General features: G+C 63.3%; 12 protein-coding genes and 1 pseudogene. 8 read left to right on the top strand and 5 right to left on the bottom strand.

From position 1 onward, the window contains the following. Positions 1–146 precede the first annotated feature (146 nt). Entirely contained in the window at positions 147–2,057 is a 1,911-nt protein-coding gene (locus BMX78_RS20760) for an FAD-binding monooxygenase (RefSeq protein WP_091423924.1), read from the top strand. Here the strand turns inward: BMX78_RS20760 and BMX78_RS20755 are convergent. From BMX78_RS20755 to BMX78_RS20740, 4 genes are all read right to left on the bottom strand, one after another. Next, positions 2,039–2,896: a prephenate dehydratase gene (locus BMX78_RS20755; protein ID WP_091423919.1), complete on the bottom strand. Its 858-nt coding sequence runs from the start codon at positions 2,894–2,896 to the stop codon at positions 2,039–2,041. The two genes, BMX78_RS20760 and BMX78_RS20755, sit on opposite strands and share 19 nt — an antisense overlap. Positions 2,897–2,996: 100 nt before the next feature. Then, the gene (locus BMX78_RS20750; protein ID WP_091423916.1) at positions 2,997–4,892 is read right to left on the bottom strand and encodes an amylosucrase; all 1,896 of its coding nucleotides are present in this window, start codon (positions 4,890–4,892) and stop codon (positions 2,997–2,999) included. A 69-nt stretch (positions 4,893–4,961) separates the two neighbouring features. Then, on the bottom strand, positions 4,962–5,168 hold the full coding sequence (locus BMX78_RS20745) for a hypothetical protein (RefSeq protein WP_286139201.1): 207 nt from the start codon (positions 5,166–5,168) through the stop codon (positions 4,962–4,964). Between the two features lie 53 nt (positions 5,169–5,221). Continuing rightward, positions 5,222–5,890, bottom strand: a complete 669-nt coding sequence (locus tag BMX78_RS20740) for an AmiS/UreI family transporter (protein ID WP_091423913.1) — start codon at positions 5,888–5,890, stop codon at positions 5,222–5,224. Positions 5,891–6,090: 200 nt separating this feature from the next. Between BMX78_RS20740 and gdhA the strand changes: the two genes are divergently transcribed. After that, entirely contained in the window at positions 6,091–7,428 is a 1,338-nt protein-coding gene (gene gdhA / locus BMX78_RS20735; RefSeq protein ID WP_091423911.1) for an NADP-specific glutamate dehydrogenase, read from the top strand. A gap of 131 nt (positions 7,429–7,559) precedes the next feature. Here gdhA and BMX78_RS20730 read toward each other — a convergent pair whose 3' ends face one another. Further along, entirely contained in the window at positions 7,560–8,594 is a 1,035-nt protein-coding gene (locus BMX78_RS20730) for a LacI family DNA-binding transcriptional regulator (protein ID WP_139205058.1), read from the bottom strand. A gap of 697 nt (positions 8,595–9,291) precedes the next feature. Here BMX78_RS20730 and BMX78_RS20725 point away from each other — a divergent pair. From BMX78_RS20725 to BMX78_RS23295, 6 genes and pseudogenes are all read left to right on the top strand, one after another. Continuing rightward, positions 9,292–10,044 carry an SDR family NAD(P)-dependent oxidoreductase gene (locus BMX78_RS20725; RefSeq protein WP_091423907.1) on the top strand — a complete coding sequence of 251 codons (753 nt, stop codon included), beginning with the start codon at positions 9,292–9,294 and terminating at the stop codon, positions 10,042–10,044. Positions 10,045–10,539: 495 nt separating this feature from the next. Beyond that, positions 10,540–10,743, top strand: a complete 204-nt coding sequence (locus tag BMX78_RS20720) for a hypothetical protein (RefSeq protein ID WP_091423905.1) — start codon at positions 10,540–10,542, stop codon at positions 10,741–10,743. Beyond that, positions 10,740–11,579 (top strand): annotated as a pseudogene (locus BMX78_RS23760) (MFS transporter); the annotation flags it as partial. The gene BMX78_RS20720 and the pseudogene BMX78_RS23760, both read left to right, overlap by 4 nt. Positions 11,580–11,606: 27 nt before the next feature. Beyond that, positions 11,607–12,314 carry an MFS transporter gene (locus BMX78_RS23755; RefSeq protein ID WP_353615456.1) on the top strand — a complete coding sequence of 236 codons (708 nt, stop codon included), beginning with the start codon at positions 11,607–11,609 and terminating at the stop codon, positions 12,312–12,314. After that, positions 12,301–12,792, top strand: coding sequence for an ASCH domain-containing protein (locus tag BMX78_RS20710; RefSeq protein ID WP_091423902.1), 492 nt, complete (start codon positions 12,301–12,303; stop codon positions 12,790–12,792). The genes BMX78_RS23755 and BMX78_RS20710 overlap by 14 nt, the downstream gene beginning before the upstream one ends. A 364-nt stretch (positions 12,793–13,156) precedes the next feature. Beyond that, positions 13,157–13,347: hypothetical protein (locus tag BMX78_RS23295; protein ID WP_139205057.1), on the top strand; the 191-nt coding region annotated here is incomplete at its 3' end.

Below are 13,347 nucleotides of genomic sequence, written 5' to 3'. Positions count from 1 at the left end.
GTTGCCAATTCTGCCGCCCTTGTCGCCCCCGTCACATCTGGCGTACAGTGGTGCTCCACAGCATGGTTTTCTCATATGGAAACCCAAATTCTATTATCGAACAACAATCCTTTGGCTCCCAGCCACACAACGAAGTGAGGAATCCCGTGCAGTTTCACCACCACGGTTACGTATCCGGAGACCCACGGGTAAAGCCGGCAGCCGGCGTCGGCCTCAACCGGCCTGATGAACTCCCGGACGAGGTTGACGTCCTGATCGTTGGCACCGGCCCGGCGGGAATGCTCGCCGCAGCGCAGCTTTCGATGTTCCCCAACGTCACCACGCGGATCATCGAACGCCGCCCCGGACGTCTCGCCATTGGCCAGGCCGACGGTATCCAGGCGCGCAGCGTGGAGACTTTCCAGGCCTTCGGATTCGCGGAGCGCATTATCGCCGAGGCCTACCGCATCACCGAGATGGCTTTCTGGAAGCCCGACCCCGCCAACCACGCCAACATCATCCGCAGTGCCCGTGCTGTGGACGACGAGATGGGCATCAGTGAGTTCCCGCACCTGATCGTCAACCAGGCCCGCGTGCTGGACTACTTCGCCGAATTCGCCGCCAATTCGCCCACCCGCCTGAAGCCCGACTACGGGTATGAGTTCCAGTCACTGAGCGTCGCGAACGAAGGCGAATACCCCGTCACCGTCACACTGCTCCACACTGCGGGTCCCAACGAGGGCCAGGAGCGCGTGGTCCGCGCCAAGTACGTGGTGGGGGCTGACGGCGCGCGCAGCAAAGTACGCGCAGCAATTGGCTGCACCCTCGCCGGAGACCAGGCCAACCACGCCTGGGGTGTCATGGACACCCTCGCCGTCACCGACTTCCCCGACATCCGCACCAAGTGCGCCATCCAGGGCGAAAAGGGCAGCATCCTGCTGATCCCGCGCGAAGGCGGCCACCTGTTCCGCATGTACGTGGACCTCGGCGAGGTGGACCCCGCAACCCACCACGCCGTGCGGAACACCAGCATCGAGCAGATCATTGAGAAGGCCAACGAGATCCTCCACCCCTACACCCTGGACGTGCGCAATGTAGCGTGGCACAGCGTCTACGAGGTGGGGCACCGGCTCACGGACAGGTTCGACGACGTCCTGGCGGAGGAGCGCGGCGCGCGGACCCCGCGGGTGTTCATCACCGGCGACGCCTGCCACACGCACAGCGCCAAAGCCGGCCAGGGCATGAACGTCTCCATGCAGGACGGGTTCAACATCGCCTGGAAACTGGGGCACGTCCTTGAGGGCCGCAGCCCGGAAAGCCTGCTGTCCACCTACTCAGCCGAGCGGCAGGTGGTGGCAAAGAACCTCATCGACTTCGACAAGGAATGGTCCACCATGATGGCCAAGAAGCCCGAGGAGTTCGAAAACCCCTCGGACCTCGAGGATTTCTACGTGCGCACCGCCGAATTCCCGGCCGGATTCATGACCGAATACGCGCCATCCATGCTGGTGGCCCCCGCCAAGCACCAGGCGCTGGCCACGGGCTTCCCGGTAGGCAAACGCTTCAAATCGGCACCCGTGGTGCGCGTGGGCGACACCAACCCGCTCCACCTCGGCCACCACGCCACGGCCGACGGGCGGTGGCGCATCTACGTCTTCGCCGACGCCGCGCCGGCCGGAGTGCACTCAGGGGTGGCGGACTTCGCCGAGTGGATCGCGAACTCGCCGGACTCGCCGCTGGCCGCAACGCCGTCGGCCGCTGATCCTGACGCCTGGTTCGACCTGAAGGTGATTTACCAGCAGCCGCACACGGCCGTGGACATCGGAAAGGTTCCCGCAGTCTTCAAGCCGCAGGTGGGCCCGTTCAAGCTGACGGACTACGAGAAGGTCTACGCCACCGACCCCGCCGCGGACATTTTTGACCAGCGCGGCCTGGACCGCGGCGGCGTGGTGGTGGTGGTCCGCCCGGACCAGTACGTGGCGAACGTCCTGCCGCTCACCGCGACGGCCGAGCTCGGGGAGTTCTTCGCCGCCCTGCGCAAACCGCACCAGGCCTCGGGTCAGCCGCTGACGGTCTGAGCTGTCCGGTACTGCGCGGCCGCGTAGACGCCGAGGATCCGCACCTCGGTGGTGAAGAAGTCCAGTTCCTCGAGGGCCAGCTTCAGCGGCAGGTCCTCGGGGTGGCCTTCCACGTCGGCCATAAACATGGTTGCCGCGAATTCGTTGCCCACCATGTAGCTTTCCAGGCGGGTCATGTTCACGCCGTTCGTCGCGAACCCGCCCAGCGCCTTGTACAGCGCGGACGGGACGTTGCGGACGCGGAACACAAAGCTGGTGACGGCCGGCCCGGGGAGTTCGTCCCGGGCCGGCAGCGCCGTTTCCCGGGCCAGGACCACAAAGCGGGTGGTGTTGGAGGGATCGTCCTCAACCCGCGAGGCCAGTACCTCCAGGCCGTAAATCTGCGCGGCGAGCGGGGGAGCGAGGGAGAGTTTTCGCGGATCGTTCCACTCCGCCACTTCGCGCGCCGATCCCGCTGTGTCGCCGGCGATGACCGGCTTGAGCCCGTGCTCGCGGATCAGCTTCCGGCACTGGCCCAGGGCGTGGATGTGGCTGTGGACCTCGGTGGCACCGTCGATGGTGCTGCCCGGGATGCCCAGCAGGTCGAAGTGGATGGGCAGGAAGTACTCACCCACAATCTGCAGGTTGGACTGGGGCAGCAGGACATGGATGTCCGCCACCCGGCCCGCGATCGAATTCTCGATGGGGATCATGCCGAGGTCCGCCTCGCCGCTGGAGACGAGTTCAAACGCGTCCTCGAAGCTCGCGCAGGGCACGCTTTCCATGTCCGGGAACATCTGCTTGCACGCGATATTGGAGTTGGCGCCGGGCTCACCCTGGTACGCAATCTTGGAGGCCATGATCCGTATGGTTTCACGCCCCGCCCCCGCCCGCCCAACTGGGTCGCGCTAAGTGTCGTTTTGGGCAGTCATAACAGCACTTAGCGCTACTTAGTTGGGATTAGACGGGGGTGACGCGCAGCCAGAGGTACTGCCGGGGCAGGAGCGTGACTCCTTCGTCCAGCTGCAGGCCGGCTTCGGAGAGAAGGTCGACGGCGGCACTTGCGTATCCGGAAAAGGTTTCGGCGGGCAGGGACTGCGGCTGGTCGCTGAAGTTGGCCAGTGCAAGGATCCAGAATTGCCACCCGGGGCGTTGATAGGCCAGGACGCTGCGGTTGTTCGTGGCGAAGTCGATGAGCCGGGTGCCGGCAAGTTCGGGCGTGGCTGCCCGGACCTCGATCATCCGCTTCAGGCCGGCAAAAACCGCTCCTTCGGGAGTGGACGGATCCCGGCGGCGGGCGTACTGCTCGGCCGGATAGTGCGGCCGGTGGACCCACCGGCTGTCCGCCTCGTGCCCCGGCTCGGAGGCGTAGCCGTAGTCGTTCACCTGGCCCACCTCGTCGCCCAGGTACAGCAGCGGAATGCCGCCGGTGCTGAAGGCAACCGAGTGGGCCAGGAGGATCCGCTCCACCGCCTCAGCCGGGTCGATTTCCATGCCGCACAGGGACGCCGTCGTGCCTGAAATCCTGCAGTCCCCGGTCTTGGGGTTGTCCTGGAAGGGCACGCCACGGGCGAAGCTGCCCGGGAAGCGGTCGACGTAGAAGGAGTTGAGGAACCGGCGGTGGTCGAAGCCGTTGATGCCCAGTTCGGCGGCGTCCTCATCGGCGAAGGTCCAGCCGATGTCGTCGTGGCTGCGGACGTAGTTCACCCAGGAGGTTCCGTCCGGGATGTTGTGCCGGCGCTCCAGTGCCTGGGCCAGCAGCGAGGCGTCACGGGTGGCCAGGGATTCCCAGATCAGGGCCATCTGCAGCGGGTTGTAGGAGATCTGGCATTCGGCGGGGTCGATGTAGAGGGCCACCTCGTCCGGGTGCACGATGGCCTCGGACTTGAACAGCAGCGACGGCGCCGCCAGCCGGCATACGGCGTTGAAGGCCTGCAACAGGGTGTGGGCTTCGGGAAGGTTTTCGCAGGGGGTGCCGAGCTGTTTCCAGATGAAGGCCACCGCGTCCATGCGCAGGATGTCCACGCCCTGGTTGGCAAGGAACAGCATCTCGCCTGCCATGGCGCGGAAAACGTCAGGGTTGGAGTAGTTCAGGTCCCACTGGTAGGTGTGGAATGTCGCCCAGACCCAGCGGCCGTCCTCCATCCGGATAAAAGAACCGGGGTGGTTCTCCGGGAAGATCTCCCGCACGTTCTGTTCGAAGGCGTCCGGCATGGTGCGGTCCGGGAAGATCCAGTAGTAGTCACTGAACTCGGGATCGCCGGCGGCAGCGCGGCTGGCCCACTCGTGCTCGTCCGAGGTGTGGTTGAAGATGAAGTCCACCACGAGGCTGATCCCGTTGGCCTTGAGTTCTGCGGCCAGATCGCGGAGCTGCCCCATGGTGCCCAGTTTCGGGTTGACCTGGCGATAGCTGGAGACGGCGTAGCCGCCGTCGGAGTGGGGTTCGGGCGCCAGGAACAGCGGCATGAGGTGCAGGTAGGTGAGGCCGAGTTCCTTGAAGTACGGGATGCGGCTCCGGACTCCTTCGAGGATTTCCGCGTACCGGTCAACGTAGCAAACGCCGCCCAGCATGGTGTTGGCCTGGAACCATCCGGGGTTGGCCTCCCGCTCGCCATCGATGGCCTTCAGCTCCGCCGGGCGGTCCTGCCACGAACGCGCGCATTGCAGGACCAGTGCAGTGAGCTGGTCCAGCCAGTCCCCGCGCGAACCGTACAGCGAATGGAACAGCCGGAGGAGGTCCGGGAAGTGCCGGTGGAACCGCTGCTCGAAGTCAGCTCCTGCGCTGACGTCCGCCCGGGCAATGGCCTCGACGACGTGCTGCCGCGCCGTCTCATCCACACTGGCGAGTTCCTGCATCAAGGGGCCCCTTCCGGCCGGTGTCTCCGGCAATTTCTGGTCTAGGGCAGTATGCCATGGAGGTGCGGTTCAGGTGGCGGCGCCGGTCCTGAGCAGCAGGACTTGGTGCACTTCTTCCAGGGAAGCGGCGATTTCCTCGCGATCCACCCCCGCCAAGTACTGGAGAACCAGGCCGTCCAGTGAAGCAAACAGCGTCCGCGCAACCACGTGGACGTTGTGGGTCAACCCGGAGGCCCTGCTGGTGGCTGTCCCCGTGATGTTCGCCGCCGGTGTCATGGCGGAGGTCCGGATTGAACGGCGGCAACGGATCAGCAGCCTGGGAAGGCCGGCTAACGCGCTGCGTCCTTTTCGGCAGCGAGGCGTTGGCTAGAGGCCCGGTCTGGTGCAGCTGCACCGGATCGGGCCTTTCCGTGTGCGTAAGGGGTCCGGCGTGCCAGGACGCCGGCGGCGGCGAACAGTCCGGCCAGCACGGCGGCTGCAGCGGCAGCAACCGTCGGGCTGCGCGGCCACAGCCCGGCGAGCCCCAGAAAGGCCGGGACGGTGGCGCTCACCTGGCTGGTGAGGACCAGCGCCCAGCCGGTGAACGGGTCCAGCCGGGACAGGCCGAGGGCCATCGAGGCAAAAAACAAACCCCACAGCAGGGACCAGCCCAGCCAGAGAACGGCCAGCAGTGGATCCTTGACAAACCACGCCGCCGCCAGGAGCAACCCAACAAGGGCCACCATGCCGCAGAACCAGCCCAGCCCCTTCGACCCTAGCCCCAGCAAAAAGTCCAGGCCCACGTAGACGTACGTCAGGCCGAACAGGAACATGCCGGCGGCCGTCAGCGCTCCGCCCGCAGAGCTGCCCGGGGACAGGACGACGACGCCGAGCACCAGCTGGACGATGCCCACCACCAGGCTCAGCACGGCTGCGTCACGGCGAGGTACGTGCCCCAGCATGGCCAGGCCGTTGATCAGCAGCGCGGCGGCGGAGAGGAGGAGGCAGACGTACGGCATCAGGCCGCCCCGCTGCCGGCAGGTTCACCCGAAAAACATTTCATAAAGTGGAATATAACTGTCACAATACGGAGATTAGCGGAAGCTGCGGCGCCCGCCTAACAGTCCGCAGTCGTAATCGGATAAGTTGAAACATAAACCTTTGGGACAGCGCCGCCCTGCGTGTGCCTGCCCTCGTTCGGCCACGTAAGGAAAAGTTCATGCATGCTCGGCTGGAGGCCATCAGGGATACAGTCCTGGCCAGAAACCCCGGTGAAGCGGAATTCCACCAAGTTATCACCGAGGTCTTCGAAAGCCTCGGTCCGGTCCACGACCGCCACCCCGAGTTCCTCGAAGCAGCCATCCTCGAGCGGCTCTGCGAACCTGAGCGGCAGATCATTTTCCGCGTCCCCTGGACGGACGATCAAGGCCGGGTGCAGATCAACCGCGGCTTCCGCGTGGAATTCAATTCAGCGCTGGGTCCCTACAAGGGCGGACTGCGGTTCCACCCCTCAGTGAACCTGGGCATCGTCAAATTCCTCGGGTTTGAGCAGATCTTCAAAAACGCGCTGACCGGCATGCCCATAGGCGGCGGCAAGGGCGGCTCCGACTTCGACCCCCGCGGCCGCAGCGACGCCGAGGTCATGCGGTTCTGCCAGTCCTTCATGACCGAGCTTTACCGCCACATCGGCGAGTACACCGATGTCCCGGCCGGCGACATCGGCGTGGGCGGGCGCGAAATCGGCTACCTCTTCGGCCAGTACAAGCGCATCACCAACCGCTACGAATCCGGCGTCCTCACCGGAAAGGGCATCTCCTGGGGCGGGTCCCTGGTGCGGCCGGAAGCCACTGGTTTCGGGACGGTCATCTTCACCAGCGAAATGCTCAAAACCCGCGGACTCTCCTTCGACGGGCAGCGCGTGGTGGTCTCCGGTTCCGGCAACGTGGCCATCAACGCCATCGCGAAGGCCCAGGCATTGGGCGCCACTGTGGTTGCCTGCTCAGACTCCAGCGGCTACATCATCGACGAGGCCGGCATCGACGTTCCGCTGCTGCGCCAGATCAAGGAAGTGGAGCGTGCACGGCTCAAGGAGTACGGCGTCCGCAAGCCGGGCGCCACCTACGTGGACGGCGGCTCGGTGTGGGATGCCGGCGCCACAGTGGCGCTGCCGTGCGCAACGCAGAACGAGCTCGACGGCGACGCTGCCGCTGCCCTGGTGCAGGGCGGCCTGCTCGCCGTGGGTGAGGGCGCCAACATGCCGAGCACACCCGACGCCGTCGCGGTCTTCCAGCAGGCAGGCGTCCTGTTCGCGCCCGGCAAGGCAGCCAACGCCGGTGGAGTTGCCACCTCCGCTCTGGAGATGCAGCAGAACGCCAGCCGCGATTCCTGGTCCTTCGAGCACACCGAGCAGCGCCTGACGGACATCATGGTGGGAATCCATGACCTGTGCGCTGCCACCGCCGAAGAATACGGTGCCCCCGGGGACTATGTCCTGGGCGCGAACATCGGCGGGTTCGTCAAGGTCGCCGACGCCATGCTGGCACAGGGGCTGATCTAGGCTCCAAGCCGGCGCCAGCCCGCCGTCGTACGCTCGCGCGTCGGATCAGGCCTGGCGGTGCCAGTTGGTGGGGGACAGGCCGAAGGCGCCGCGGAAGGTGCGGCTGAAGCTGGCCGCGTCCAGGCTTCGTCTCAACTCGACTCGTGGGGCGCGTGGGCGGTGGAGCCTCGAACAATGAGCTTCCCCTCGAGCCGTCGCCGCTGTGGCGAGGTCCCTTGTTTTCCCTCAATCCGCTGCAGGAGCAGCTCTACGCTTACCCGCGCCATGTCTGTAATCGGCTGATACACCGTGGTTAGGTCGTACGCAGCCCAGCCCGAGATCGGAATGTTGTTGTACCCGATCACCCAGAGGTCCTCCGGAACACGGATGTTGGACTTGCGGGCGGCGTCAAGTACGCCGTATGCGACGAGATCGTTGGCGCAGAAAATCGTATCGGGTTTGCTTTTGCTATTCCAGAGCTGCTCGACTGCCGCCTCGCCGGAAGCGTAGAAAAGGTCTCCGTAGACGACGCGACTTTCGTCTATTGGGGACCCGAGGCTCGCTAGCCGATTCCGGAAACCTTGCTCGATTTCACGCCCTGGGCTGAACGCGCGGCCTCCTACCCATGCGACGTCACGACGGCCATGCTGGATCAGGTAGTCAGCTACCCGGCGGCCGCCTTGGGCGTTCGCTCCGGCCACTGTGTCCGTAGCCACGCCGCGGATCGTTCGCCCCATGAGCACGATCGGTGCGCCGGCATTTATGTCGGCCTCAAGCTCCGGCATATGATCCACCGCCGCGGTGTAGATCAAGCCGTCGACGGACCGCTCGCGCAGCGCCTGCAAGGCATCCGGGGCGCTGCCATCAACATCGGCAAGCCACACACTCAAACGGAGGCCGTGACGGGCCACGTGTTCGTGCACCTGTCCCATCACTTCCAGCCCATACAAGTTAACAGGCGTAGACACGACCACACCGATCGACCTTGAGCGTTGAGTACGCATTGCTCGAGCGGAGGCGTTAGGCACAAACCCGGTCTGATTGAGGATCTCCGTGACCGCGGCGCGGGTCTTCGCCGAGACATTAGGGTGTCCGCTCAGGACGCGCGACACCGTACTTTGAGACACACCGCTCATCCGCGCGATGTCTCTGCTCGTCAATATGTCTTTTTCACTTGTAATGGTCACACCACAGATACTAGCGTCCAACCCGGCGACCTTGGCTGTCGAACGACGAACGTATTCAATCGGGACTGCCCGGGCGCATAACCCCGCAGCAGTCCGGGGACGTCAGCCGTAGCCGAAGCGCCCAGGCCAATATAATCCCGGTTCTTCCCCGATGCCAATGCCAGCGCACCCGCGCCGGCGGCTGTGGTCTTTGCCGAACCAGTGGTGGTTGCCGGGGCCGATGTCCTAAGGTAGAACCGTCACCGATCTGCCGAGACATCACATTAGGTAGTCAAAAGCTCCTGCGCCGAGCCAAGCAGCACACATCATATCCGCCTATCTCCGTGGGATTTCAGATAGGTCGCGACTTGATTGACATCGTATTCAATGGCCGGTAACCTCTCAAGCATGCCCAGGCTGGTCACTCGTTTGCATAGCACTAGTGACCAGCCCGGGATCAAACTACTGGGTTCCTGGTGCGTGTATCTCTCACGAATCCACTTCCAGAGGTTGGGAAACGGCGCTCATCGACGGCAGTGCGGCTCAGCGTGATCTGGGCGTGACACCGCAGACCGATTTCCAAGCCGGCGCGGCCGAGATGATTGTGCCATTCCGCGAACAGGAATCGGACACCTCCCGTAGCTTGACGTGAATTGAATACGGAGTCTGCCGCGGATGCCGAGCATTTGTGATTGATGATTTTAGACGAAGGAGAATCGTGGAACTGAAAGACACAACCGCCCTCGTGACCGGAGCCGCATCCGGGCTGGGTGCGGCAACCGTGGATGCCCTCCTTGCGAGAGGCGCCGCCGTGGTGGGCATTGATCTGCCTTCCTCTATTGAGCAGGCCCCCAGTAAGGATCGACTGACCTACGTAGCCGCGGATGTTACGAAAGAGGATGAGGTGAGGGCGGCGCTCGATGCAGTTGGAAATGGCGTTCTTCGCCTTGCTGTCAACTGCGCGGGGATCGGGCCGGCTCGGCGGATCCTGTCATCCAAAGGCACCCACGATCTGGCGACATTTCAGCGAACCATCGATATCAACCTCGTTGGCACGTTCAACGTGATGCGCCTCGCGGCCGAGAAAATGTGCGAAAAATCCGGGGATGAAAACGGCCAGCGTGGCCTCATCATCAACACCGCCTCCGTTGCGGCGTTCGAAGGTCAAATCGGACAGATCGCATACTCAGCATCGAAAGGCGGAGTCGCCGCGATGACGATCGTGGCCGCTCGAGACCTTGCACGGTCCGGAATCCGGGTGAACACGATCGCCCCCGGAATAGTAGACACCCCGATGCTGGCCACCGTGGCTGACGACTACAGGGCACGGCTCGCTGCGGGTGTTCCCTTCCCCGGACGGCTCGCTCGGCCCGACGAGTTTGCGCAACTCGTTCTGATGCTCGCCGAACACGACTACATCAACGGCGAAACGGTGCGCATGGACGGGGCGCTCCGCATGGCGCCTCAGTAGGCTCAGCCGGGGGTTGTCCCTATGCTTTTCAAGCGGCTTGGGAAAGTTCGTCTTAGCAGAGGGTTGCGCTTCGGGCATTGTGTGGATGACGTCGCAGCGACGGCGGGCCAGAGAGACCAAAGTCCTCCGGTCCGTCGTCGAAACCTGATTGCAGCGTCAGAGCTGGTCTCGACAAGGGCGCATTACTTCAAGTCACCCGTTCCCTGCCTGGCTCTGAGCAGCAAAATAAGCAGGAGCCTTCGTGGCTTGCGCAGGTACTGGTAGACGGTTTCCCCGCTGATCTCCATAATCCCGGGCAAGCGTTTTGGAGACACCGTCTGTGGCGCGGCACCAGTTCGGAGGCCTGCTCGGCGGAGGCTTTTTCTTGCTTCCACGATCGACACCACGTTACTACCCGACGAAGGAAGATGCGATCGTAGGGCTGCATGAGGGCTGCCGACCGACGATGAGCTTGACGAGCTCCGCTCCGGAGGGTCGAACGATCTCCACGGAGACATGCTTTCGGTGATGGTCGGTGTATTCACGCCTAGCGACGAGAAGCTACTCGAGCAGCGCAAGATGCTGATGACGGAGCATCCGCAGCTCATTCAGCGCCAGTGGGCACGGATGATCGGTGTCGAGTCGGCGTCGTCGGACATCCATGTACAGGTCGAGGAGACCTTACACACACTTCGAGAAGTACTGCGTACGCTGCCATGACCGATTCCCGGACTGTTCCACGCCCCCGCTCGCACGAATCGAGGCGCGGGATGGTCCTGCTTATTATCGGACTGGTGCTCGCGATGCTCCTCGCTGCGTTGAGCCAGACGGCGCTCAGCGCCGCGATGCCAACGATGGTGGGAGAGCTCGGCGGTGTCGACCAGATGCTGTGGGTGATGACCGCATTCATGCTGGCCTCGACCATCACGATGCCGATCTACGGCAAGATGAGCGACCTGATCGGACGCAAAGGGCCCATGATCTTCGCGATCATCGCATTCATTTTCGGTTCGGTCATCGGCGCACTCGCTCCCGACATGGGTGTGCTCATCGCGGGGCGCATTGTGCAGGGGCTCGGTGGTGGAGGCCTGATCATCCTGTCGCACGCGATCATCGCCGACGTCGTGCCGGTGCGTGAACGCGGCAAGTACATGGGCATCATGGGTGCGGTCTTCGCAGTGGCGTCGGTCGTCGGTCCGTTGCTGGGTGGCTGGCTTACAGAAGAAATTGGCTGGCGTTGGACCTTCTGACTTAACGTCCCGCTTGGCACGCTGGCGCTTCTCGCGGCGATCACATTACTGCACTTACCGAAGGGTATTAGCTCGAGGCCGAAGATCGACGTATACGGCATTATGACGCTTGCCGGGGCGATGGCGTGTTTGATCCTGGTGGCGTCGTGGGCGGGTAACGATTACGAGTGGACCTCGCCCGTAATCCTGTCGTTGATCGCGGCTACCGCGGTCCTGGCCATGCTGTTCGTTCTCATCGAGGGCCGGGCGACCGAGCCGATCATTCCGCCCACCCTGTTTCGGGACCGCAACTTCAATCTCACGACCGCGGCGAGCCTGCTGGTCGGCGTCACCATGTGGTGCGATGGGATACTTGCCGACGTACCTGCAGATGACCTTTGGGGCGGATGCCACATCGACAGGCCTTCTTATGGTGCCGATGATGGCCATGATGATTGTCGCATCCCTGTTGAGCGGTGGCTTGTCAGCAAGTACGGGCGATATAAGTGGATGCCAATCACCGGCGCGGCATTCATTGCTATCGCTCTCGTCCTGCTGGGCACGATGACACCCGAGACACCGCTTTGGTGGTTCTGCGTCGAGATCGGACTGCTGGGTTGGGGGCTGGGCGTGAACCTCCAGATCCTGCTGCTGATCGTGCAGAACTCATTCCCGGACCGAGTCGTGGGTACGGCGACTGCGGCGAACACCTTCTGTCGTCAGATCGGTGCGTCGCTGGGCAGTGCCGTCATTGGCAGCCTGTTCGCCCTGCGGCTGATCGACATCATGCGCGAGCGATTGCCATTGGACGCCGAACCGCGGGTCGGTGACATCTCGTCGCTCACGCCGCAGGGTGTGCTTGAGCTGCCGGCGCCGGTGCGCGACATCGTCGTGCACGGTTACAACGACGCGCTCACCCCTCTCAGGCTGTGGATGGCGCCGCTTGCCCTCATCGCGTTGGTGCTGCTGTGCCTTGTGAAGGAAGTGCCGCTGAAGACAACCATCGAACGTGACCTCGTGCCCGACGCCTTCAGCGCGAGGGCAGCTGATGGCCGAAAGTGAGGGGGACGAGCCAGATGTGATCGAACCCGTTACCCGGGCGAACCTGTCTGGCGACGACTGGCGAAAAAAGAAAATGCAACGCATCGAATTCGCACAGCCAGGCGAACTGCGGGATCGGATAATCGCGTCTGTCTTGAGTGGTAAGAAGACCGCAACAAGCAGACTCGCCGCGATCTTCGACCTTGAACAGAAGGAAATCTCGAAACCTGGCGATCGATACGAGGTCGTCGGCTCCAACGGCAGCGTCGCCGGCATCATCGAGATCGACGAAGTGAGGATCATGCCACTCGCGGCCGTCGGAGAGGACGTTTCGAGCGCGGAGGGCGGATTCTTTGAGGGCGTCGAAGACTGGCGCCGTGTGCACGTCCAGGGCTGGCAATCGTATGCTGCCGCTATTCAGGGTGCGACATCTGATCCCAACTGGAGCATTACTGACGAAACACCTGTTGTCGTCAGGTTCTTCCATCTGGTCGAGTAGGTACGTTCCATGGCTGACGTGAGTGCCGCGCATTGCCCGACGAAAAGCAATCTATCCCTTCGCCCAACGAAGGACATTTACTCACGGCGTGAGCTTGTAGGCCTCCAGGAGCTCATGGACTCGCGTTTACGCTCATCAGTCTGGCCTCCGCCGTGCTCACTGGTCAGGTGTTGACCGTTGGCGGTGGTGTGACAGCGGGGGTATCTCCGCACTAGTGCGGTCCATCAGCGGATACGTATGCAGGTTTGTGCTGTCAGCGACAATCACTTCCATGGTGGTACTCGATTTCCAAATCTGGATACGATACCATCGGAAGGGTTAATTGGATTCCGTGGGATGTAGCGGCGTGCGGACATTGAGGGTCATGTCCGATTTCGTGGGGGTGTCGCATGCGATCCACGGTGAGGCAACGGATAAGCGGAGGCTCTGTATGAATTCGGAGAATGAGGGCTTTGTGCCGGAGGAAGAGCGTGATTCGCTTCGCGAGAAGTATCGGCAGGAGCGGGATAAGCGGCTTCGTGCGGAAGGCACTGGGCAGTATGTGAAGCTTGACAC

It is taken from the genome of Arthrobacter sp. OV608, assembly GCA_900110595.1.
Classification (GTDB): Bacteria; Actinomycetota; Actinomycetes; order Actinomycetales; family Micrococcaceae; genus Arthrobacter.
The sequence above is the reverse complement of the archived record's forward strand: the minus strand, read 5'-3'. Positions and strand labels throughout refer to the sequence as shown.